General features: G+C 38.4%; 20 protein-coding genes and 1 pseudogene. 18 read left to right on the top strand and 3 right to left on the bottom strand.

Features of this window, described 5'->3' with window-relative positions; all coding sequences use genetic code 11:
* Positions 1-13 precede the first annotated feature (13 nt).
* From LS48_RS15680 to LS48_RS00880, 3 genes and pseudogenes are all read left to right on the top strand, one after another.
* Positions 14-262 (top strand): annotated as a pseudogene (locus LS48_RS15680) (2TM domain-containing protein); the annotation flags it as partial.
* Positions 263-273: 11 nt separating this feature from the next.
* A complete protein-coding gene (locus tag LS48_RS00885) occupies positions 274-579 on the top strand; it encodes a 2TM domain-containing protein (protein WP_062619042.1) in 306 nt (101 codons plus the stop codon).
* 43 nt (positions 580-622) lie between these two features.
* A complete protein-coding gene (locus LS48_RS00880) occupies positions 623-1,378 on the top strand; it encodes a LytR/AlgR family response regulator transcription factor (protein ID WP_062619041.1) in 756 nt (251 codons plus the stop codon).
* Here LS48_RS00880 and LS48_RS00875 read toward each other — a convergent pair whose 3' ends face one another.
* Entirely contained in the window at positions 1,379-2,602 is a 1,224-nt protein-coding gene (locus LS48_RS00875; protein ID WP_062619039.1) for an LETM1-related biofilm-associated protein, read from the bottom strand.
* A 150-nt stretch (positions 2,603-2,752) separates the two neighbouring features.
* Between LS48_RS00875 and LS48_RS00870 the strand changes: the two genes are divergently transcribed.
* The 3 genes from LS48_RS00870 to LS48_RS00860 all read left to right on the top strand — a co-directional run bounded on the left by LS48_RS00870 (position 2,753) and on the right by LS48_RS00860 (position 5,470).
* A complete protein-coding gene (locus tag LS48_RS00870; RefSeq protein WP_062619037.1) occupies positions 2,753-3,439 on the top strand; it encodes a DUF4331 family protein in 687 nt (228 codons plus the stop codon).
* 30 nt (positions 3,440-3,469) lie between these two features.
* Positions 3,470-4,096: a DUF4331 family protein gene (locus tag LS48_RS00865; protein ID WP_062619035.1), complete on the top strand. Its 627-nt coding sequence runs from the start codon at positions 3,470-3,472 to the stop codon at positions 4,094-4,096.
* A 96-nt stretch (positions 4,097-4,192) separates the two neighbouring features.
* Positions 4,193-5,470, top strand: coding sequence for a tetratricopeptide repeat protein (locus LS48_RS00860; RefSeq protein ID WP_062619033.1), 1,278 nt, complete (start codon positions 4,193-4,195; stop codon positions 5,468-5,470).
* A 203-nt stretch (positions 5,471-5,673) separates the two neighbouring features.
* On the opposite strand, the gene LS48_RS00855 is transcribed toward LS48_RS00860, so the two are convergent.
* Both LS48_RS00855 and LS48_RS00850 read right to left on the bottom strand, forming a co-directional pair.
* Positions 5,674-6,468, bottom strand: coding sequence for an anti-sigma factor (locus tag LS48_RS00855; protein WP_062619031.1), 795 nt, complete (start codon positions 6,466-6,468; stop codon positions 5,674-5,676).
* A gap of 6 nt (positions 6,469-6,474) precedes the next feature.
* Entirely contained in the window at positions 6,475-7,008 is a 534-nt protein-coding gene (locus LS48_RS00850) for an RNA polymerase sigma factor (protein WP_062619030.1), read from the bottom strand.
* Positions 7,009-7,248: 240 nt separating this feature from the next.
* Here LS48_RS00850 and LS48_RS00845 point away from each other — a divergent pair, with 240 nt between their 5' ends.
* The 12 genes from LS48_RS00845 to LS48_RS00790 all read left to right on the top strand — a co-directional run bounded on the left by LS48_RS00845 (position 7,249) and on the right by LS48_RS00790 (position 24,701).
* Positions 7,249-10,659: a M36 family metallopeptidase gene (locus LS48_RS00845; RefSeq protein WP_162266488.1), complete on the top strand. Its 3,411-nt coding sequence runs from the start codon at positions 7,249-7,251 to the stop codon at positions 10,657-10,659.
* Positions 10,660-10,743: 84 nt separating this feature from the next.
* On the top strand, positions 10,744-11,286 hold the full coding sequence (locus tag LS48_RS00840) for an NADPH-dependent FMN reductase (protein WP_062619026.1): 543 nt from the start codon (positions 10,744-10,746) through the stop codon (positions 11,284-11,286).
* Positions 11,286-12,587, top strand: coding sequence for an aminodeoxychorismate synthase component I (pabB, locus tag LS48_RS00835; RefSeq protein ID WP_062619024.1), 1,302 nt, complete (start codon positions 11,286-11,288; stop codon positions 12,585-12,587). Before LS48_RS00840 ends, pabB begins: the two co-directional genes overlap by 1 nt.
* Before the next feature lie 103 nt (positions 12,588-12,690).
* A complete protein-coding gene (locus LS48_RS00830; RefSeq protein ID WP_062619022.1) occupies positions 12,691-13,377 on the top strand; it encodes a helix-turn-helix transcriptional regulator in 687 nt (228 codons plus the stop codon).
* A 5-nt stretch (positions 13,378-13,382) separates the two neighbouring features.
* Positions 13,383-14,087 (top strand): DUF3307 domain-containing protein, encoded by a 705-nt coding sequence (locus tag LS48_RS00825; RefSeq protein ID WP_062619020.1) that lies wholly within the window; start codon positions 13,383-13,385, stop codon positions 14,085-14,087.
* A 9-nt stretch (positions 14,088-14,096) separates the two neighbouring features.
* Positions 14,097-15,401, top strand: coding sequence for a tRNA lysidine(34) synthetase TilS (tilS, locus tag LS48_RS00820; RefSeq protein WP_062619017.1), 1,305 nt, complete (start codon positions 14,097-14,099; stop codon positions 15,399-15,401).
* 241 nt (positions 15,402-15,642) lie between these two features.
* The gene (pfkA, locus tag LS48_RS00815; RefSeq protein ID WP_062619015.1) at positions 15,643-16,626 is read left to right on the top strand and encodes a 6-phosphofructokinase; all 984 of its coding nucleotides are present in this window, start codon (positions 15,643-15,645) and stop codon (positions 16,624-16,626) included.
* 24 nt (positions 16,627-16,650) lie between these two features.
* On the top strand, positions 16,651-17,649 hold the full coding sequence (gene gap / locus LS48_RS00810; RefSeq protein ID WP_062619013.1) for a type I glyceraldehyde-3-phosphate dehydrogenase: 999 nt from the start codon (positions 16,651-16,653) through the stop codon (positions 17,647-17,649).
* A gap of 3 nt (positions 17,650-17,652) precedes the next feature.
* Positions 17,653-18,510, top strand: coding sequence for a BadF/BadG/BcrA/BcrD ATPase family protein (locus tag LS48_RS00805; protein WP_062619011.1), 858 nt, complete (start codon positions 17,653-17,655; stop codon positions 18,508-18,510).
* Positions 18,511-18,537: 27 nt separating this feature from the next.
* Positions 18,538-20,112 (top strand): glucose-6-phosphate isomerase, encoded by a 1,575-nt coding sequence (gene pgi, locus LS48_RS00800; RefSeq protein ID WP_062619009.1) that lies wholly within the window; start codon positions 18,538-18,540, stop codon positions 20,110-20,112.
* A gap of 79 nt (positions 20,113-20,191) precedes the next feature.
* Entirely contained in the window at positions 20,192-21,733 is a 1,542-nt protein-coding gene (locus tag LS48_RS00795; protein ID WP_062619007.1) for a YifB family Mg chelatase-like AAA ATPase, read from the top strand.
* Between the two features lie 100 nt (positions 21,734-21,833).
* Positions 21,834-24,701 carry a M16 family metallopeptidase gene (locus LS48_RS00790; protein ID WP_062619005.1) on the top strand — a complete coding sequence of 956 codons (2,868 nt, stop codon included), beginning with the start codon at positions 21,834-21,836 and terminating at the stop codon, positions 24,699-24,701.
* Positions 24,702-24,736: the final 35 nt, after the last annotated feature.

Here is a 24,736-nt window from a genome sequence, read left to right as displayed (position 1 = left end):
AAAGGATTTTTACAAACATCTTTTTATATATATACTTGTAAACGCTGCCCTGTTTATTATAAGGGGAAGGGTTTTGGAATTTTTTCAAATTGAATCGAACGATAAAAATTTTGTGGAGTGGATTGATTGGAATATTTTGATAGTTCCACTTTTTTGGGGAATCGGGCTACTATTTCACGCGGCCAAGGTTTTTCAATTTAAATTCAAGTTCCTAAAAAATTGGGAAGACAGACAAATAAAGAAATTTCTGAAAGAAGAATAAAAACCACTACAATGGAAACCAAAAAAAGTTTGGCCTATTTGCGGGCAAAGAAAAAAGTGGAAACCCTAAAGGGATTTTACGGTCACTTGGCGGTGTATATAATTGTTAACATAGCGATTATACTTGTTTCGGCCAATGTTTTTAATGCGAAGGAAATAAACTTTGCACACTGGAGCAATTACGTTACCGCTATTTTTTGGGGCATCGGTTTGGTGTCGCACGCACTGTACGTTTTCTTTGTTATGAATGTGAACAATAACTTTCTAAAACGCTGGGAGGAGAAAAAAATAAAGCAATTTTTAGAGGAAGACCTTTAGAAATCGAAATCGAAATCGAAACCAGAAACCAGAAACCAACCAAATGAATGTACTGATTATCGAAGACGAAAAACCCTCTGCACGCTACCTTCAGCGGATGCTCGAAAAACAGGAGGTAAACGTAAACCAAATGCTACATAGCGTGGAAGAAGCCGTGGCGTGGTTTCAAAACAATGAACATCCAGATTTGATATTTCTCGATATCCAACTGAGCGACGGACTTTCCTTTGAAATTTTTGATTCGGTGGAAGTGAACAGTGCCATAATCTTTACCACGGCCTTTGATGAATACGCGCTGCAGGCCTTTAAACTGAACAGCATAGATTATCTTTTGAAACCGATTGACGAGGAAGAATTGCAATGCGCCGTTAAAAAGTATAAATCTTTCAAACCCAGCCCCACAAACGTACAGCTGAATTTTGAGGATATTAAAAAACTGCTCGTAAACCCTGTGGAGCGCGAGTATAAAAAACGATTTACCACAAAAATTGGGCAGCACATAAAAATGATATCTGTTGATGAGATAGAATGCTTTTATTCCGAAAACAAAGGCACCTATGCACATACAGCGGATGGCCGCGACTATCTTTTGGAAACTACTTTGGAGCAACTGGAGCAGGAGCTTTCCCCAGAAACTTTTTTTAGGATAAGCCGAAAGTTTTACATAAACATCAATTCAATAAAAGATATAATAGCATACACAAATTCCCGGCTTCAATTGAAGTTAAATAGTTATAAGGAACAGGAAGTGATTGTTGCCCGCGAGCGCGTTAAGGATTTTAAACTTTGGTTGGAATAACTAATCTTTTCTTTTAAAAGTTTCAATTCTATTTTCCTGAAAGGAAGACGGTAAAAGCTTCGGAATGAATTTTACCAAAAGCGGCAAGAGGACCGTTCCGCCGGGCAAGAGAAAAATTGTAAGTGATGGGATGGTTTTACAAATATCCAATAACTGTTCTTTCACTTTCGATTTTTCTTCAGCAGAAAGATCGCGCAGGGTGGACTGCCCAAGCAATACCATCAATTCACCGCTTTCTTCCAGTTCGCGTGTTAAGCGGTCTTTGTTTCTTATAATCAACAGTTTTACAGTAGAAGCAGATTGCTTGTAAAACTGTTTCACCGGGTGCGAATATTCAAACAGCAGGATTTTTTCGGTATAATTTTTTGAAAAGGTATTGAGGGCCAAAAGACTTTTCTGAAGCTCAGCTTCAGGATAATCAAGTGTAACCAAGAGTTGTTGTAAAAATTGATGTTCTATTTCGTCCATTTTTAAATCTTCCCACACGGTAAGGCAGCAAAGGTCCAGCAGATAATTTTTTTCTAAAGAATTTTCGCTGCTCTTCAAATAATTTAGGCTTTCCAAAAAAGTTGCAGCACCACCTTCTGTATCATCAATTATATATTGCGAAGAAGTTTCAAAAAGTTCAATGAGAAGTTTGTCGTATTTTGTTTTTTTCTTTTTAGACTTTAAGGTGTAGAAACATCCAGTTAAAATTACGGTTTCCAATTGCTTGTAATATTTTTTTGCAGACGCGGGATCTGCCTGCCACTGTTTATAAGCTAAGACGTCTAAGTATAAAAGCGCATAGGTTAATAATGAAACCGTATTTTTTTTCAACAATGTATTGGCCTCCTGCAATCTTGTGGAAAGGATATGCTCTAAAGTATTTTCTGGGCGTTGTGAAAGTGAAAATTTCTGAAAAAAGCCTGTTTTCCTTTTTTCCATCTGCTGGTAAAAAGATAAAATATCTGCTACTGCATCTTTATTTGTCGCATTTTTATTTTTTTCAAAAAAAGAAAAAAGTAAGGAATGAAAGAGGTTTATTTTAGCGAGTTCCTCTTTTGTAAGTTTCAAATTTCCAAGTCTCTTCTTTGGCAAAGCAGCTACAGAGACTCCGTAAATAAATCCAGTTTGTTTTAAAGAATTATAAAATTGTTGATCGTTTTCAAAAGAAGTAATGAGTTCGTTCCTGTCGAAAAGATTTAAAAATTTCAATATCCAATCAGGAGCAGAGGGGTTCATGGTATAAATAATTGAGTAATTTTAGAGCTGTCAAAGCTAGTGTTTTTCACGTTAACAAAAGATTAACGTACTTTTAAAAACCATGCAGTTACATTTAAACGTAAGTATAAGCGAACAAGTAAAAATAAATAATATAAACCAACAAAAAAGATGAAAAAATCAAAACTTTTTGCAGTAATCGGTGGAATAGGCGTAGCCGTACTATCGATATTTTTAATATCCGCAGATCATATTGACGCACCTGCAGTTCAAGGGACTACAGCAGATATTACAGACTTTTATGCCTTTCAAGGACAGAACTCTAGCAACTTTGTATTTGTTGCCAATGTCCAGGGATTATTGCCTCCGGGCCAACCTACAGATGAAGCTGTTTTTGATGAAACGGTATTACTAGAATTTAATATTGACAGCAATAATGATCTTAAGGAAGATTATGTGATTCAAGCAATTAAAAGAGGCGACTCTATGTATTTCTTTGGTCCTTCGGCCCCGGCAATGCAAGGTTTGGAAAGTACAATTGCAACTTCAACACGAAGGAGCGTAAAAATTTCTACCAAAGATGACGTGCAAATTACCGAGCAAGATGGAATGAAGTTTTTTGCAGGACCGCGCGAAGATCCATTCTTCTTTGACTTTAATCAGTATAATGCCGTGCTTTCTGGAACGGCCTCAAGCTTTAACAACCCTGGGATGGACACATTTGCCGGAACAAATGTTTTGAGCGTTGTGGTAGAATTTCCAAAATCTATGTTGCCTGGTGGTACTACTGGTGTAAATCCATTTGCGGCATCAACACCTATGTACAACGTATGGGTAGAAGCCAAAAGAAAACAATAAAAATTGCTAACCTTAATAAATATAAAAAAGATGAAAACATTAAAATATATAACCCTCTTTGCTGCAATCTCAACATCACTTTTATTTGTGCAGTGTAAAGATGACGACGATAACGTAATAATACAGGAAACCTGTACCGATGGAATTATGAACGGGGAAGAAACAGGAGTAGATTGCGGTGGTCCCGATTGTGAGCCTTGCGGACTAGTACTTGATTTCAGCGGAACTTATGTACAAGAAGACCAAATGGGCCGTCCCGGTATAAACACCGTTTTTGGAACTGATGGTTTTAAGGATGCTTTTAACGTAACTGTACCTTCGCAGATGCAAGCTGCTTTTCAGGAAAAATTTGAAACTAAGTTATTGGGCTTAAATCCAGGCTACACTAGTAATGCCTTAGGTCTAGATGCACCAACTTTTACAACTGTACTCTCTAATGATGTGCTTTGGTTGGCGCAATCTGGAATCACAACCTATTTTAACGGAACAGAAATACTTACGGGTAGAGCCTTGAGTGATGATGTTATAGATGTATCACTATTATTGATTTTTGGTGGGCCAATGGGGGATGAAAACCCAGGGCTTACAAGCGATGGAGTGCCAACGAATGATGTTGCATTTTCAAGTAGCTTCCCATATTTGGCTGGACCATTTTAATAGACCTAACTTAGAATCAGAAAAGAGAACCGTCTGTGTTCTCTTTTTTGATTTTAATAAATTTTTAAATACGCGAAACCAACTAAAAAATAACTTATGAAAAAATTCATCACATTAGTTTTTGTTGCTGTATTTTTCGGATGTCAGGAAAAGGCTGAAAAAATCACCGATAGCAATGATTACAACAAATATTTAATTACCTCAAACATTCCTTCGAAAGACGCCATAGATAAAGATTATGAATTTTGGCAGGAAAAGTTCAAGAATGATTCCACAAACTTGATGGAAATGAGCCAATTATCTAGAATTCACGCAGCACTTTTTGGAAGTACGGGGAATATTTCAGAATTGAAAACTTCAGAAGAATTGATTAAAAAATCATATAATGTTTCTGCCAGAAACAAGGATGTTTATCTGCGTAGCCTTGCCCATAATTACATATCTCAGCATCGCTTTAAGGAAGCACAGGTACTATTGGATAGTGCATATACCTATCCTGATAATAAAAAAGAAACAGAAATGATGCTTTTTGACGTGGCGATGGAATTGGGCAATTATGAAAGCGCTGATACACTGCTTGGAAAAATTAAAAGCCCAAAAGATTTCAATTATTTAATTCGCTTAGCAAAATGGAGCGACCACAATGGCAATCTCGATGCGGCGATTAAATATCTGGAACAAGCCAAACAAATTGCCGAAGAACGTGACAATTCAGGTTTAAAATCGTGGATATACAGTAATCTGGGTGATTTTTATGGCCACGCCGGCCGCCTTAAAGACTCTTATAATAGTTACTTAAAAGCATTGGAACTTGAGCCGGACAACCATTATGTAAAAAAGCAAATAGCTTGGATGGTTTATTCTGCTGAAAAAAATACAAAAGAAGCCAATAGAATTTTAGATTCTATTATGGTCAACCATAAAGCACCGGATTACCATCTTTTAAAAGCTGAAATAGCAGCTTACAATGAAAATATTACCGAAGAAGAAATACAATATGAGTTGTTTTTAAAAAAAGCAGAACACCCTGATTACGGAGCAATGTACAATACGTATTTAATTAATCTATACGCTGAAAACAATCCAGAAAAAGCATTGAAGTTGGCTGCAATGGAAATTAACAATCGTGCTACTCCCGAAACCTATCAATTGTTGGCGTATGCGCAATTAAAAGTGGGCCATAAGAAAGCTGCCTTAAAAACAATAGAAGAATATGTAGCGGGCAAAACAGAAGAACCTAGGGCTCTATTTCATTCGGCGTTGGTTTATAAGGCTAATGGCATGGATAAGAAGGTTGCTTTTTTAAAAGATGAACTTTTAGGTGCGGGTTATGAATTAGGCCCAGTAAAAGCTAAAGAAATCGAAAAATTATAATTATTTGAAAACCATACCCTGCCATTTTACGTAAATATGGTTGAGGTTGGTTATCTATCAAGAAATTGATAGATTTTACAAAACCGGTTGATCCGGTTTTCAGAGTTTTTTTGTTAGTTGAAGCGTCCGCCATTGGCGGACGCTTTTATTTTATGCACAAAAAAAATCTGGACGTAGCCCAGATTTTATGATTAATCTTTTTCTTAAATAGTTATCACACCTAAGGTGTAAAGCTGGGACATAGTTGGCATTTCACTTCCGCCCTCTGGTTCTAGGGTAATCCCAAAAGCTTCAGCATCTGGGAAATTCACAAACTTAAAAATGCCTTCACCCATTTCATTTTCTGTTGAGATCAAACCCATACTTGTGGGGGTAAGCGGTTCCATTTTAAGTGACCACACTTGATACACCTTACCTCGTGGCGGAGTAGGGAGTCCTTTGGTATCTATGTATGCAATGTTTTCCTGTTTGTTAAGATAGACCTTTGCAAATGCTTCGGGAGCAACTGCTTGGTTGCCCGGAAGTGTATAAACCTGATAATCTTTTGATCTTAAAACTTCAAGAACTTCATTGTTTTCAGCCAATTGGTTTTCAGCTTTTGATTTTTCTTCACGTAAAACCGTATTCTCTGTGGTTGTTACCTGAATTGAGTTATTTAGATCATTGGTTTGTTTCAGCATCCACATGATTCCGCCCATAAATAGAATTGCTGCCGCCCAGCCAGTTATTGCAGGCCAGTTAATTGATCTTACTTTGCTTTCTTCAGTATTGTTGTCATTTCTTATAGCATTCAATATAGCGGTCCAGCTCATTGCTTGAACTGGTGGTGCTACGGTCTCTGCCAGATGCAATAAAGATTGTTCGATAAGTTCTACTTCGTGTCTTACTTCGGGAAAATCCTGAATTGCCTTTTGTACTTCCAAGACTTCATCTTCAGGTAAGGCACCGCAGACGTAGAGTTCTAAATTTCCTGATGCTATTAATTCTTCGGGGTTCATAATATTTTATCCTAAAACCATTACCCGCAATTCATTGATACAGGTTCGATTTCGTGTTTTTAATGTTCCTAATGGTATTTCCAATGTTTTTGAAGCTTCCGCTTGTGTAAATCCTTTAAAATATAAAAGGTCTATTATTTTTATACATGCAGGCTTGAGCGCGTCAACAAATTTTTTAATCCCAATTGTATTTGTTTTTCTATTTAAGCTATCGGAGGATGATAATATATCTACGAAATTTGTCGTACTTAGGTTTTTTCGGGAGTTTTTAAATGCTTTTGATCGGGTTTCATCAATTGCCGTGTTCCGTGCAATGTTTAGAAGCCATGTGAAAAACCGGCCTTTATTGACAGAATATGAACTAGCGTTGTTCCATACTTTTATGAAGACATCTTGCAAAAGTTCTTCAGCTGTTTCTTCATCTAGTACAATACTGTATATTATTCCGTAAATGGCTTCGCTATACATAGTATATAATCGGGAGAAAGCTTTCTCGTTCCCGTTTTGCATCTCTATAATGAGATCATTGGGTTGCTCCATGGCACATTTTTTTTTTGAAAGTAAATGTAGTGAAATTATTGAGAAGACCCTTTGTTGTAAACCTGCACCTATAAAATTGTTGACGGATATATTGTGTTAAATTTCAATGGAATTTTAAGAAAAAGTTGTGAAAAAATTAATTTTTAATAGCTTTACAGAACTTAACCATCTTGAGTCTAATATTAATCTAAACAAATCAAAAAAATGAAAAAAGTTACCCGGAGTTTATTCCTGGCAATCTTGCTCGTCTTTTCGGGCACAATGGTTGCTCAGAATTTTTCAGGAGCAATCGACCAACAACTAAATCATTATGTAGAGCAAAATGATTTATTGCCACAGGACGCACAGTGGCAAGTAACGAGCGAAACCCAAAGTAGAACGAGCGGTATTCAGCACGTTTACTTTAGACAGCTACTTAATGGAATTGAAATTTATGGTACTGAATCTAGTATCCATCTTGCGTCAAATGGACGTGTAATTTCAAAAGACAGTAAATTTATTAAAAACACTTCTCAAAAGCGAAAAGGTTCAAGTTCTCCTGCACTTACGGCTATTCAGGCTGTTCAAGCAGCAGCTGGACATTTGAATTATTCACTTACCGGTTCTCTTTCAGTATTGCAAGGTGCAGAGGGAGTTGACAGAAAAACATTATTGAGCGACGGCGGAATCTCCTTAAGCCCCATACCAGCAAGGCTGATGTATGCTGTAAACGACAATAATGAGTTGGTTTTAACTTGGGATATTTCAATTCAGGAAAAAAGCCAACAAGACTGGTGGAGTTTAAGAATTGATGCCAATACAGGTGAAATAGTTAACCAAGCCAACTGGATGGTAAGTTGTGCAATTCATCACGATCACAGCAATGATGTGAAAGAAATGAATTTTAACGCAAACTTGTATGATATTCCAAATTACGATGAGATTGTAGCAGATAATACTGCAGCATGTACTGAATGTTATGAAGTATTTGCCTTGCCCCTTGAAAGCCCATATTACGGAGCACGCACCATTGAAGTTCAACCTGCAAATGCTATCGCTTCACCATATGGATGGCATGATACAAACGGCGTTGCTGGTGCTGAATATACCACAACTCGAGGAAACAATGTAAATGCATATGAAGATGGAAACAATCCGGGATACCAGCCAAATGCTGGTGCAGATCTAGAGTTTACCGGCTATCCATTCAGTCAAACATATACCAATGCAAACCAATATGAGGATTCTGCAATCACAAACCTTTTTTATATGAATAATGTTTTTCACGACATTATGTACCAATATGGATTTGATGAAATAAGCGGTAACTTTCAAGAAAACAACTACGGAAACGGAGGCGCTGGAAGTGACTCCGTAAATGCGGAAGCCCAAGATGGTTCTGGAACTTGTAACGCAAACTTCGGTACGCCTCCAGACGGTTCAAACCCAACAATGCAAATGTACATTTGTGGTGATAAAGATGGCGATTATGACAACTTGGTAATTCTTCACGAATATGGCCATGGTATTTCAAACCGTTTAACGGGTGGCCCAGGAGCTTCTGGATGTTTACAAAATGCAGAACAAATGGGAGAAGGTTGGAGTGATTTCTTTGGTGTATTATTGACTATTGAACCAGGTGACACAGGAACCGACTCTAGAGCTGTTGGTACATATCTTTTCGGCCAAGGCCAAGGAGGCGCAGGTATTCGTGACTATCCTTACAGTACTGATATGGGTGTGAACCCACAAACGTATGATTTTATAAAGACTGCTGCCGTACCTCACGGGGTAGGTTCAGTTTGGGCTGAAATGTTATGGGAAGTAACATGGGCATTGATAGACGAACACGGTTTTGACGCAGATATTTATAATTTTACTGGAGATGTAAGCCAAGATGCTGGTAACATTCAAGCTTTGGCTTTGGTTACTGAAGGTATGAAACTACAACCTTGTAGTCCAGGTTTTGTGGACGGTCGGGATGCAATTTTTGCCGCAGACCAAGCAATCTATGGTGGAGCGAATGAGTGCCTTCTTTGGGACGCATTTGCAAAGAGAGGTTTAGGCTACAGTGCTAGTCAAGGTTCTTCTAGTAGCAGAAGTGATGGAACACAAGCTTTTGACACTCCTTCACAAACGGCTACATTGTCAGTTCTTGAAGAAGTTTGTGCATCTTCTGACGTTCTTACTGATTTAGGTGGCGGTAGCCCAAGCGGTGGTACTTACAGTGGCCCAGGAGTAACTGATGATGGAAATGGTTCTACCTTTACATTTGATCCTTCAGTAGCTGGTGTAGGTGTACACACCATAACTTACGATGTTCCTTCTGGACCATGCTCTGTGGCTTCTTCAGCAACTGATACAATTGAAGTACTTGCAGTTCCGGCTGGACCGACTACTACGGGCGTAACAGACTTTTGTGTGGGAGAACCGGTAACCGTTACGGCTACTCTTAATGATCCTAGCAACGTAATTAGATGGTTTGATGCCCCAACAGGAGGAAATTTCCTTTTTGAAGGTGAATCATATACATTTACACCTACTGGGTCTATAGACGTTTATGCACAGGAAAGTGCTCCAGGCCCATTATCACAATTGGTTATTTCAGAAATTAATTTAGAAACACCAGATAGATTTGAGATTCAAAACGTGGGTGTAGCTAAAGATTATACAGGATATAAAGTTGCCGTTAGTGATACTCCTTATGCAGATATTAACGCTGTAAACACAATTGTAAAGAACTTGAGCAGTATGGGCGCCAATTCAGTTATGGATTGGAATGACGATAGCGGTTCTGGATACTGGGGAAATAACTTATTCTGGGATAACTCTGGAACAGGATGGATATTAATAATTGATCCAAGTGGAGAAGTAGTTGACTCTGTTTTCTGGAATTTCAGCGCTGCAGAGATTGCTGGGTTCAATGTAACCATATCTGGTTTCAATATTACTGCCGCTGATTTAGACTGGACTGGAGTAGGAGCTAATTTATCAATAGATTGTTCTTCGGGATCTTTCAGAAGAGTTGGCGATTTAAACACAGCTGCTGATTGGTCTGGAACTTGTGAAGCTGCTGATTTTGGAACACCAAACAGCGATATCAACTTAGGGACTCCAGGATGTCCTGGCGAACGTACGATAGCAGAGGTTATAGCTGAAACCGAAGATCCAGTTATAACTTGCCCTGCAGATGTTACTGTTGAAGTAACCCAAGGAGAGCAGTTTACATTGCCAGATTATACTGGTGATGCAACAGCAACTGATAATTGCCCAGATCCTGTAATTACGCAAGATCCTGCAGCTGGTACAATGGTAGGTCCCGGTGTAACAACAATGACTATGACTGCAACTGATGGTGCCGGTAATGAAGACACCTGTACTTTCACAGTTACTGTAGATGAAATTTTAGGACTTGGAGATAATGAATTTTATAACAATATCTTATTGTATCCAAACCCAACAACAGGCGAACTTACCTTGTTGAATAGAACTACTACTCAGCTTAATAACGCTGTTATTACAGATATAAAAGGTAGAGTGATTAAAACAATAGACTTAAAAGAAGCAGGAATGGAAACCAATTTCTCTTTGGAAAGTCTTGCCACAGGAATGTATTTTGTGAAAATAAATGCAGCAGATACAAGCATTGTGAAGCGTATTGTGAAACAATAATTCCTGGTTAATAAATTTTGAGAGCCCGCGTCAATTTGTTTGACGCGGGTTTTTTTACATCCCACTTTTCAATAACTTTGGCAGATGAAAAAAATTTTATTCTTTGCCGGAAGTAACAGCAGTAAATCCATTAACCATAAACTCGTCAGTTTTGCCGCCACGCAAGTTGCGGAACATAAGGTTGAAGTAATTACATTAACAGATTATAAACTCCCCATGTTTGGTGAGGATCTAGAGAACGAAAAAGGCTATTCTGTGGAATTAAGAATGCTGTATAATAAAATCAAAGAAGCCGATGCGCTGGTTATTTCCGTTAACGAGCATAACAGTACTGTTTCGGCATATTTTAAAAATACAATTGATTGGCTTTCACGTTTGGATCGAAATTTTCTAAAGGATAAAAAGGTTTTGTTGATGAGTACTTCCAACGGAAAACGCGGCGCTGCTTCTGCTTTGGAATACACAAAAAATGTACTTCCCAGATTTGGAGCAACCATTATTGAAAGCTTTAGTTTTCCTTCGTATTCGGAAAACTTTTCGGAAGAAACCAATTCTATTTCCAACGAAGTTTTATTACTGGGTTTTACGGATGTTCTTCAAAATTTCGTGCATCAAATTGAACAATAATGCGCACCGTAAAGAAATATCCCTTTTCTTTAACTGAATATTCTAAAACTCAACTGCTCCAATGGGCGCAACAGTTTGATGAAGTTGTTTGGATGGACAGCAACAATTATTCACAAAAACATCAAACCTATCAGGCAATTCTGGCAGTCGATGCTTTTACCTCCATAAAAACTGATGCCTATAATGCTTTTGATAAATTAAAGGATTACCAAACCACTACGGCAGACTGGATTTTTGGATATCTTACTTATGATCTTAAAAACGATGTGGAAAAGCTGAATTCCAATAATTTTGATGGTTTAGGTTTTCCCGACCTTTATTTTTTTCAACCAAAAAAAATCTTTCTTTTTTCTGAAAGTAATGTTGAATTACATTATTTAAATATGGTTGCCGATGAAATGGATAATGATTTCCATACTATTTCTAAAATTAATCAGAGCCTCGAAGAATCTACCTACCAAAAAAATATAAAAATAAGCATCCGGACCTCTAAGGACAATTATCTTCAAAAAGTGGAAGAGGTGCTTGAGCACATTAAACGGGGAGATATATATGAAGTGAACATCTGCCAGGAGTTTTATTCCGAAGATGCTGAAATCAATCCGTTGGAAGCGTTTATTCAGCTTAATAGAATTTCAAAACCTCCCTTTTCGGTTTTTTTAAAGCTGAACGATATTTTTGCGCTTTCAGCTTCGCCCGAGCGCTATTTAAAAAGAACGGGAACCACTGTTGTTTCCCAGCCTATAAAAGGAACTGCAAAGCGTTTAAAAAATAAAAAGGACGATTTAAAAATGGCGCAACAATTGGCCAAAGACCCCAAAGAACGCAGTGAAAATATTATGATTACAGATTTGGTTCGCAACGACCTTTCCCGCATTGCTGAAAAAGGGAGTGTTACCGTTGAGGAACTTTGCACCATTTATACTTTTGAACAAGTGCATCAGATGATTTCCACGGTCACTTGTAGCGTGGCCCAAAATACTTCTAGCGTTGAGATTTTAAGAAATACCTTTCCAATGGGCAGCATGACGGGTGCGCCAAAAATTTCTGCAATGCAAATTATTGAAGAAACAGAAGATGCCAAACGTGGCTTATACAGCGGCGCTATCGGCTATTTTTCTCCTTCGGGAGATTTTGATTTTAATGTTGTTATCAGAAGTATTCTCTATAATTCTTCTACTAAATATGTAAGTTTTTCCGTTGGTGGTGCCATTACTATAAATTCCGTCCCCGAGAGGGAATACGAAGAATGTTTGTTGAAAGCAAAGGCTATGCGTGAAGTTTTGAATAACTCTTTATGAGTTCTAAAGCTTATAAAGGTTATTTATTAGCTTTTAAGCTTATAAAGTACATTTATTAGTGTTTAAGCTAATAAATTTATATATTTGAATAAATTCTAATAAAATGAACTATTCGGTAATATCTGGCGATATTGTTTCATCAACAGGTTTGCATACCCAAGACCGCAAATTTGTGGAAGAAAACTTAAACATCTTGCTCCAAAGCTTGAAGGAGGAATTTAATGTATATGGCCGCATTATAAAAGGCGATTACTTAGAGTGTGTGGTTCCGAATGCCCCAGAAGGACTGCAAGTGGCCTTGGCCATAAAAAGCTTTGTAAAGGCAATTCCCATTAAAATGAAGGCTTACACAAGTGAAGACAATAGGATAAAACAATTCAAAACCCACGGAATAAGACTTGCTATTGGTTATGGCGAACTGAGCCGTTACAAACCCGAAGAAGGCGTTATAGATGGCGAGGCCATTTATCTGTCGGGGCGCGAAATAAGTGGCGAAACAACCTACAATAAAGAACGCATTGTTATAAAAAACACCTTGTTTTTTGCGTCAAAAAACGAAGATTTAAATAAAAATTTCCAACCTTTACTTGCCTTGCTGGATGTTTTGTTAAGCAAGGCAACATCCAGACAATGCGAGGTTTTGTATTTAAAATTAATGAATAACCAAGAGGACGAAATTGCCAAACGCCTTGGCATAGGACAATCTGCCGTCAATCAGCACTCTACCAGCGTGGGCTGGAATGCCATTGATGAAGCGGTAAACTATTTTAAAATGGTAATTTCAAAATAGAAACTATGGGACTAAAGGAATTATTGCTGCTCCAAATAATCGCACATCTGTGTTTGGATTATTTTTTCCAAACAGACAAGTTGGCAAATCAGAAAAACACAATCGGCTTTAAAAGCTCCTTTTTATATTGGCACGGGCTGGCCTGTTTTGTTTTGGCGTGGCTTTTTTCATTACAGCTAAGTTTTGCTTTGGGAGCGGCGATAATCGCATTTTCCCACTTCTTGCTAGATGGCTTTAAGCGCCATCTCAACAATAGCAGTTATTTTGGACGGTATGCATTTTTTATAGATCAAGCAGCTCATTTGGCCATTCTTACCTTGGTAGTTGTTTTGTTCAATAAGTGGCACGGTATAACTACTTCAATTGATGTTTCAATAAATTTTAAATATTTGCTTATAATTACCGGATATTTGGTCTGTTTAAAACCCGCAAACATTTTTATAAGAGAAGTGTTCAAGGCTACTGAGATTCAAGTGAGCAGCGATAATGAAATGCCGAATGCGGGAAAGGTAATAGGTGTTTTGGAACGTATTTTAACACTTACGTTTATTCTTGTTTCACAATATTCAGCAGTGGGCTTTCTTATTGCCGCAAAATCCATTCTCCGCTATGGAAACAACGAAACCCTAAAAACCGAATACGTGCTTATTGGTACCATGCTCAGTTTCGGAATAGCCGTTATTGCTGGAATTGTAATAAATTTTTTCTAAATTTTTAATTTGCATACTACATTCAAAAAAAATATTGAAGCCAATTTTCCTTTTTTAAGTGAAAAAAAACTGCTCATTGCTTGCAGCGGTGGTTTGGACAGTGTGGTGTTAACATATTTAATGAAAGAATTGAATTATGAGATCGCTTTGGCACATTGCAATTTTTCACTGCGCGGAAAGGAAAGCGATGGCGATGAAATGTTCGTAATCGGGTTGGCTAAAAACTTGGAAATCCCCGTTTTTGCCGAAACTTTCGACACAAAAAAATTTGCCAAAGAGCATAAAATCTCAACCCAAATGGCAGCGCGCGAGCTCCGCTATAATTGGTTTTCCGAAATTTTAAAAGATTTTAAATACGATTTCTTATTGACCGCCCACCATTTGGATGATGATCTTGAAACTTTTTTCATCAACCTATCGCGTGGCACAGGATTAAACGGACTTACTGGTATTCCGAAGGAAAATAATAAAATCATTAGACCGCTTTTAAAATTTTCCAGAGAAGAAATCTTGAAATATGCTGAAGAAAACAATTTGAAATGGCGCGAAGACAGCAGCAATCAAAAGACCGATTATCTTCGGAATACGTTGCGGTTGGAAGTTCTGCCCAAATTCAAAAAAGTGAATGATTCGGTTTTGAAAAATTTTCAAAAAACCCAACAAAACCTAAAGGCTTCACAAAATCTCATAGAAGATTATTTGGCTTTGGTTTATAATTTGGTGGTCACCGAGGCAGCGGATTCATATAAAATTAATATTCAAAAAATCAAAGATCTGCCGCATACAGAAGCATTGCTCTATGAATTATTAAATAGTTTCGGATTCACTGAATGGGATGATGTTTCACAATTGCTCGATGCCCAAACGGGAAAAAAGGTTTTTTCTAAAACGCACCAACTTTTAAAGAACCGTGATGAATTGATTCTCACGGAAATTTCAAAAGAAAATTTTTCCGAAGAGTTTTCAGTTCCAAAAGAAGGGGTTGTTTTTCCAATTAATCTGAAAATAGAATCCGCAGAGTATATCGGCGAAACCGAGAAAAATTTGATATATGTTGCTTCTGAAAAGCTAAACTTCCCTTTAAAACTTAGAAAGTGGGAGCGCGGCGATAGCTTTCACCCTTTTGGAATGAAAGGCAAAAAGAAGTTGAGCAAATTTTTTAAAGACGAAAAAATTCCTCTTACCGAAAAGGAAAAAATCTGGCTGCTTTTAAGTGACGAAAAAATAGTTTGGGTTATTGGCCACCGAATGGATGATCGTTTTAAAGTAACTAAAGATTCGAAGAAAATTCTGAAAATTACTTGGAACGACTAATTCACTAAAACAAGAATCCCGACCAATGGCCGGGATTCTTTAACAAACCTAACTTAGTAAACTTTAAAGTGCACTAAGAATATTTTCTATCCCCACAAAAAATATTGCTTTGTGCATTATCCACTAATTCTATGATTCAAATATAGGTCAGTAAATAAATTTCCACAATACGTACTTACACGTATTTTTTTTCTGATGGAAATCATTTTGAATTGTAAACAATAATAGTAACTTTCCGTTTATGAATTTACCAAAAAGAATAGGGGTTTTAACCAGTGGCGGAGATGCCCCGGGAATGAACGCTGCCATTAGGGCGGTGGTTAGGGCTTGCGCCTACAACGGTATCGAGTGCATAGGCATTTATCGTGGTTTACAAGGTTTGATTGAAGGTGATTTTAAAGAATTGAATGCGCGTTCTGTAAAAAACATCATCAATCGGGGCGGAACTTTTCTGAAATCTGCACGTTCAAAGGAATTTAGAACTGAAGAAGGCAGAAAAAAAGCTTTCGAAAATCTTAAAAAGGAAAACATTGATGCTTTGGTCGTCATTGGTGGCGACGGGACATTTGCGGGAGCTTCCGTATTTATAAAAGAATTCAATTTTCCCATTGTCGGCCTGCCGGGAACTATTGATAACGATATTAATGGAACCGACTATACCATAGGTTACGACACGGCTTTGAATACGGTTGTGGAAGCGATTGATAAAATTCGCGATACGGCAAACTCGCACAACCGTCTTTTTTTGGTTGAAGTAATGGGCCGCGATGCGGGAGATATTGCATTGAATGCGGGCATTGGTGCAGGAGCGGAGGAGATTTTGATTCCTGAGCAAAACATGGGCCGCGAGCGTTTGGTGGAATCATTAGGCCGAAGTAAAAAATCCGGAAAAACCTCAAGTATCGTAGTAGTTTCCGAAGGCGATCAAATAGGGAAGAATATTTTTGGCCTTGCCCAATATATTGAAGAAAATTTAAAGGAATACGAAGTTAGGGTTACTGTACTTGGCCACATTCAAAGGGGAGGTTCCCCCAGTTGTTACGATCGTGTACTTGCGAGCCGTTTGGGTGTTGGCGCTATTGATGCGCTTTTGCGCGGCGAAACCAATGTAATGATTGGGATTGTTCACAACAAAGTTATTTCGGTTCCTTTTTCAGAAGCAATAAAAGGCAGTAATGAAATTGACGAAGATTTGATACGCGTTGCAGATATCATTTCAATTTAAAATTAAAAAAATAAAAATTTATAAATGAAAACGAAAATAGGAATTAACGGCTTTGGCCGAATTGGCCGATTGGCTTTCAGAATTGCATCACAAAGAAAAAATATTGAAATAGTTGCGGTAAATGATTTGCTGGAAGTAGATCATTTAGCCTATTTATTGGAATACGATTCCGTGCACGGAAAATATCCCGGAACGGTTGAAGTAAAAAATGGAAATTTGGTAGTTGATGGAAAAAAAATAAGGGTCACCGCCGAAAAAAATCCCGAAAATTTAAAATGGGACGATGTAGGTGCTGAAATAATAATTGACTGCACCGGAATTTTTAAGGAAGTTGATTCAGCTTCGGCACATTTAAAAGCAGGCGCCAAAAAAGTAATTATTTCCGCACCATCAAAATCGGCACCAATGTTTGTGATGGGCGTGAATCATAAAGAAATTAAACCTTCCGATACAATCATTTCAAACGCTTCTTGCACCACAAACTGTCTTGCACCAATGGCAAAAATTATCAATGACGAATACGGAATTGTTGAAGCTTTAATGACAACGGTTCATTCCGTTACGGCTACACAATCTACGGTTGACCAGCCTTCAAAGAAAAATTATCGTTTGGGAAGAAGCGCATTGAGCAATATAATCCCAACAACCACGGGTGCCGCCGTTGCCGTAACCAAAGTAATTCCAGAGTTGAAGGGCAAACTTACGGGAATGGCTTTCCGCGTGCCAACCACAGATGTTTCCGTGGTAGATTTAACGGTTCGCACTGAAAAACCCGCCACATACGAAGCAATAAAGGCACTCTTCAAAAAAGCTTCGGAAACCAATTATAAAGGAATCGTAAACTACACCGAAGCCGAAGTGGTTTCACAGGATTTCGTTTCGGATCCATACATTTGCACCTTTGATGCCAATGCCGGCATTGCGCTTAACGATAATTTCTTTAAGTTAGTGGCTTGGTACGATAACGAATACGGCTACTCCGCAAAACTGGTAGATTTGGCCGCTCACGTTGCAACTTTATAAACTATGACCCTAATAACCGACGGCGGTTCTACAAAATGTGATTGGGTATTGTTGGATAATTCTGGCGAAGTCGTTTTTAAAACAGCTACTTCCGGGTTAAATCCTACGGTTGTTCCAAAAGAGGAATTGTTGCTTCGCATTGCTTCAAACGAAACTTTAAAAAGCATTTTCAATAGTGTTGAAATTTTAGATTTTTATGGAGCAGGTTGTGGCACTACAACGCCGCGAAGCATTTTAAAGGATGTTTTGGAAGCACTCTTTACCAAGGCAAAAGTCAACGTATCCGAAGATATGGCGGCCGCGGTTTTTGCCGCAACCACCAAACCGGGAATTGTTTGCATTTTAGGTACGGGCAGCAATAGTTGTTATTTTGACGGCACCGAAATTCACGCGCCAATCCCAGCTTTGGGCTTTATTTTGATGGACGAGGCCAGTGGAAATTACTTCGGAAAAAGATTGATCCGCGATTATTATTATCAAAGAATGCCAAAGGAAATTGCTGCGGAATTTGAAAATAAATTCAATTTAGAAGCAGATGAAATAAAGATGAATCTTTACAAAAAGCCCAACCCAAACGCATATTTGGCGTCTTTTGCGCAATTCATATTTACCCAGAAAGAAATAAACCCATACTTTTACGCGCTGATAAAAGAAGGTATTTCAAATTTTATTGAATGCCGCATTCTTTGTTATGAAAAGGCGCACGAAGTCCCTATTCATTTTATTGGCTCCATTGCACATTTTTCAGAAGAAATTATAAAAGAATGTTTTGCGGCACACAATCTTGAACTTGGAAATATCGTTCAACGCCCAATTGATGGGCTAATAGATTATTATAAAAGCAAAATTCACAACTCGTAAATTTAAAATCGTCAATCGTAAATCAGAATGTCTTTACCCAAAATAAATCCTACAAAAACCGAAGCTTGGAAGGCACTTGAAAAACATTTTCAAGAAACCAAAATGCTGCAGATGCAGGATGTTTTTTCAAAAGATCCCGGTCGGGCAGACCGTTTTAAGATTGAATGGCAGGATTTTTACTTAGATTATTCAAAAAACAAAATTACAGATGAAACGCTTTCACTTTTAATAAATCTTGCGGAAGAGGTAAAGTTGAAAGAAGCAATAAACCAACAGTTTTCTGGCAAAAAAATAAACGAAACCGAAAATCGAGAAGTATTGCATACAGCACTTCGCGATTTTGAAAACACCAAACCGGAAGTAAAAGCTACGCTTCAAAAAATGGAACGTTTTTCCGAAGAAATAATAAATGGTTCACACAAAGGTTTTACAGGAAAAGTAATTACAGACGTTGTAAACATTGGCATTGGCGGAAGTCATTTGGGTCCCGAAATGGTTGCGGAAGCGCTTCAGTTTTACCGCAATCATTTAAAAATTCATTTTATAGCAAATATTGATGGCGATTCAGTTGCCGAAACATTAAAAAAACTAAACCCAGAAACTACACTTTTTATAGTTGTTTCAAAAAGTTTCACCACGCAGGAAACCATTGCAAACGCTTCCGTAGTAAAAAAATGGTTTTTGAAAAATGCTTCGGAAGCGGATATTGAAAAACATTTTGTAGCCGTATCAGCAAATGTAGAAGTAGCAAAGGAGTTTGGCATTTCCGAAGAAAATATTTTCCCGATGAAGGATTGGGTAGGCGGCAGGTTTTCACTGTGGAGTTCGGTCGGTCTGTCAATTTGCTGCAGCATTGGTTTCAATAATTTTGAGGAATTGCTAAAAGGTGCTTTTGAAATGGACAAACATTTCAAGAACGAGGATTTCAATAAAAACATCCCAGTTGTACTGGCCTTACTTTCAGTTTGGTATAACAACTTTTTTAACGCAGAAAGTGAAGCCATTGTTGCCTATTCGCAATATCTGCACAAATTGGTTCCATACCTGCAGCAGGCCGTGATGGAAAGCAATGGGAAGAGCGTGGACAGAAACGGCAATAAAATAGATTATCAAACTGGGACGATAGTTTGGGGAAATGTGGGCAGTAATTCGCAGCACGCCTATTTTCAACTTTTGCACCAAGGAACAAAACTGATTCCGACGGATTTTATAGGTTTTAGTGAACCATTGCACGGCAATAGTTACAATCATAATATTTTAATGGCCAATTTCTTCGCCCAGACCCAAGCACTCTGGGAAGGAACGCACGCCGAAAAGGTTGAAAATCCATTCAAGTTTTTCGAAGGCAACAAACCGACCAATTCCATTTTGATAAAAAAATTGACCCCGAAAAACCTCGGAAGCCTTATTGCCATTTACGAACACAAACTTTTCGTGCAGGGCATTATTTGGAATATTTTCAGTTACGACCAATGGGGCGTGGAACTGGGGAAAACTGTAGCAAAAGGAACATTAACTGCTATGGAGAAAAATAATCCTTCCCTGGTAAAGAATCCATCCACCAGAAAACTTTTGGCCCAATTTTTAAAAAAATCACAATAAACTATAAACCACAAACCCTACACTACAAACATTTTTTATATCTTTCAGTTGTAAACTCCCCGTTTATACTTACTGAATTATGCTTACAAAAGTTTATGGAAGCGCCGTATTTGGCGTTGAGGCCACAACCATTACTGTTGAAGTAAATGTTGATAATGGTATTGGTTACCATCTTGTTGGTTTGCCGGATAATGCCATTCGTGAAAGCAATTTTCGAATTGCTGCCGCTTTACAGAACAACGGTTACAAAATCCCCGGGAAAAAATTGATCCTCAATATGTCGCCCGCAGATCTTCGGAAGGAAGGCTCTGCCTACGATCTTACTTTGGCGATGGGAATCCTCGTTGCCACGGAACAAATTGAAGAGCGAAACCCTCTTTCAGAATTTATCATCATGGGCGAACTTTCCCTCGATGGAAATCTACAGCCCATTCGTGGAGCCTTGCCAATTGCGTTAAAGGCAAAGGAAGAAGGTTTTAAAGGATTTATTCTTCCGAAGCAAAACGCCAAAGAGGCAGCTATCGTTGAAGGAATTGAAGTTTATGGAATTGAGAATATAAAAGAAGTAATCGATTTTTTCAACGAGAACATTCCCCTCGAAAAAACCGAGGTGGATATGGTGGCCGAATTTTACGAGCATTTGGAACATCCCGAATTCGACTTTGCAGATGTAAAAGGCCAGGAATCCATAAAACGCTGTATGGAGATTGCCGCGGCCGGTGGTCACAACATTATTTTAATCGGCCCACCGGGTTCGGGAAAAACAATGCTTGCCAAGCGATTGCCAAGTATTTTGCCGCCAATGACGTTGCAGGAAAGCCTTGAAACCACAAAAATTCACAGCGTTGCGGGGCGTACGATGGAAAAAGGAGGCATTATGACTTCGCGGCCTTTCCGAAGTCCACACCATACAATAAGCGATGTTGCCCTTGTGGGTGGCGGACAATATCCACAACCGGGCGAAATAAGTTTGGCGCACAACGGCGTTTTATTTTTGGATGAACTTCCTGAATTTAAACGTGGTGTTTTGGAAGTGATGCGACAGCCTTTAGAAGATCGCGACGTAACCATTTCTCGTGCAAAGTTTACAGTAACTTATCCGTCCAGTTTTATGCTCGTGGCCAGTATGAATCCAAGTCCGGGTGGTTATTTTAACGATCCCGATGCGCCTGTAATGTCCTCGCCTGCGGAAATGCAACGCTATTTAAGTAAAATTTCGGGTCCACTTTTGGACCGGATTGATATTCACATAGAAGTAACGCCAGTCCCTTTTGAAAAATTAAGTGACGAACGTCGGGGCGAATCCAGTATTGTTATTCGGGAGCGGGTTACAAATGCCCGAAAAATACAGGGTAAGCGCTTTTCGGAGTTTGAAAATATACATTACAATGCCCAAATGGGCGTGAAGCAAATTCGTCAATTCTGTAAACTAGACGACGCTTCATTGCAGCTTCTAAAAACCGCAATGGAGCGCTTGAATCTTTCGGCCCGTGCGTATGACCGTATTTTGAAGGTAGCGCGTACCATTGCAGATTTGGAAGCTTCCGAAGCGATTAATGGCAATCACATTTCCGAAGCCATTCAATACAGAAGTTTGGATCGGGATGGGTGGTTTGGATAATATTTCGAAATTATAATTACAGTCTCGTTTTAACTTATTTTTAAGACTTAAACACGCTTCACATAGTATCTTTAAAACTTTCTTAAAAATTCAGTCAATTATGTTTAAAAACTCCCTTAAAATCAGTGTTGTGGCAATGGCTTTCATAGCATTGATAGCCTTTTCCTGTAAATCAAAACAAGAAACTACCGCCGAAGATAGTGCAAAACTTTCAGTAGAATTTGAAAAGTACGAGCTTGAAAACGGACTCGATGTAATTCTTCACCAAGACAAAAGCGACCCGATTGTTTCACTCGCCATTCAGTACGGTGTAGGTTCCAACCGTGAAAAAACTGGGCGCACCGGCTTTGCCCACCTTTTTGAGCACATGCTTTTTCAGGAATCTGAAAACGTGCCGCAGGACCAATTCTTCAAAACAATCCAAGACGCTGGAGGGACACTAAATGGTGGAACTTGGAAAGACGGCACTATTTATTATGAAGTTGTTCCTAAAAACGCAATGGAAACCGTGATGTGGCTAGAGAGCGACCGAATGGGCTTTTTAATAAACACAGTAACCGAATCTGCTTTTTACAACCAACAGGAAGTAGTTCAAAACGAAAAGCGCCAGCGGGTTGACAACAATCCCTACGGACATACAAGTTGGGTTATAGACAAAAATTTATATCCCGAAGGGCATCCGTACAACTGGCAAGTAATTGGCGAACTGGAAGACCTTCAAAACGCGACCGTGGAAGATGTAAAGGAATTTTACGATCGCTTTTACGGTCCAAACAATGCTACTTTGGTTTTGGCAGGAGATTTTGAAACTGACGAAGCCAAAAAAATGATCGAGAAATATTTTGGTGAAATAAAGCGTCGTCAAGAAGTGGAGCCCTTAAAACCGCAACCGGTCACACTTTCAGAAACCAAAAGACTTTATCACGAAGATAATTTTGCCACGGCACCGCAACTAAATATGGTTTGGCCAACGGTGCAACAATACACCGAAGATGCATATGCACTTGATTTTCTTGGAGAAATCCTTTCCCAAGGAAAAAAGGCGCCCCTATATAAAGTTCTGGTAAAAGAGAAAGATTTAACTTCAAGAACGACGGCCTATAACAATTCAAGTGAATTGGCCGGAGATTTTCAAATTTCGATAACTGCAAACAATGGAGTTGACCTTGATTCTATTGAAAGTGGCATTAACGAAGCTTTTGCGCTTTTTGAAAAAGAAGGTGTAACCGACCGCGATATTGAAAGAATAAAAGCAGGTCTTGAAACTCAATTTTATAATGGAATTAGCAGCGTTTTGGGTAAATCGTTTCAATTGGCACGATACAATGTTTTTACAAATGATCCAGGTTTTATAACCGAAGATATTGAAAACATCAAAAAAGTTACCAAGGAAGATGTTGTAAGGGTTTATAACAAATATATAAAGGGAAAACCTTATGTAATGACCAGTTTTGTTCCAAAGGGACAATTGGAGCTGATTACGGAGAATTCAGAAAAGGCTAACGTTGTAGAGGAAGAAATTAAGGACAATGTTGCTAAAACCGTAGAAAATAAAAACACCGAAATAGTAAAAACACCTTCAAACTTTGATCGCTCCAAGCCACCCGTTCAAGGAGCGGCTCCTCAATTGACGATCCCTGAAGTGTGGAATGCCAATCTTGAAAATGGATTGAAAGTTTCGGGAATTGAACAAAACGAAATACCAACAGTGAATTTCAGTTTGGTTATTGAAGGAGGTCATTTGCTTGACGATATGAAAAAGAATGGCGTTGCCAACTTAATGAGCGATATTCTAATGGAAGGTACAGCCAATAAAACCCCTGAAGAGTTGGAGGAAGCCATTGACCTTTTGGGTGCAAGCATTAATATGTACACTACGGATGAATCTATCGTAATTAGAGGCAATACCTTGACGCGTAATTTCGATAAAACAATGGATTTGGTAACCGAAATCCTCTTGGAACCGCGTTGGGATGAAGAGGAATTGGGACGTATTAAAACCAAGACCATAAACCAAATTGAACGTTCCGATGCAAATCCAAATGCAGTTGCCGATCGTGTTTACAATAAAATTCTTTATGGTGAAGATCATATTTTCAGTTATCCTACTATTGGAACCGTGGAATCTGTAAAGGCAATTACAATGAACGATTTAAAGGAATATTACAACAAGAATTTTTCGCCTTCCATAAGTTCATTCCAAGTAGTTGGAAAAATTGACAAAGACGCGGTTTTGAAAGATTTGAAAGGTTTGGAAGAGCGTTGGGCTGCAAAGGAGGTTACTATTCCTGAATATCCAGTTGCCAATAATCGGGATAAGGCTTCCCTTTACTTTGTAGATATCCCGAATGCCAAGCAATCTGTTATAAACGTAGGCTATATAGCTTTACCGAAAACAGATAATGACTTTTATCCTGCGGAAGTAATGAACTATAAGCTGGGCGGTTCCTTTTCAGGAAACGTAAATTTAATACTGCGTGAGGAAAAAGGATATACCTATGGCGCCCGAACCAATTTCAGCGGAAGTAAAATTCCAGGGACATTTACAGCCTCATCAAGCGTTAGAACCAACACCACAGGAGAGTCCGTTCAAATATTTAGGGATGAAATCTCAAAATACAAAGAAGGCATTTCGCCCGAAGATTTAGAGTTTACAAAGAATGCGCTCATAAAATCAAATGCACGCCGTTTTGAGACCCAAGGTTCACTTTTGGGAATGTTGCAGGAAATCAACGAATACAACCTTCCGGCAAATTACATTGAAAAGGAAGAAGCCGTTGTGAAAAATATGACATTAGAGCAACATAAGGAATTGGCCAATAAATATTTGGACGCTTCCAAAATGGCTTATTTGGTGGTTGGTGATGCCGCCACGCAGTTTGCGCAGTTTAAGGATATGGGCTTTGACGAAGTGAAGCTTCTCGACAAAAATGGAGAGGAAGTAAAGCTTGAGGAAGTAAAAAAGTAATATTTATATTTAGAAATTTATTTACCACGAATCCA

It is taken from the genome of Aequorivita aquimaris, from assembly GCF_001573155.1.
Taxonomy (GTDB): domain Bacteria; phylum Bacteroidota; class Bacteroidia; order Flavobacteriales; family Flavobacteriaceae; genus Aequorivita; species Aequorivita aquimaris.
Note: the sequence above shows the minus strand (reverse complement) of the source record. Positions and strands in the feature narration are given on the sequence as shown.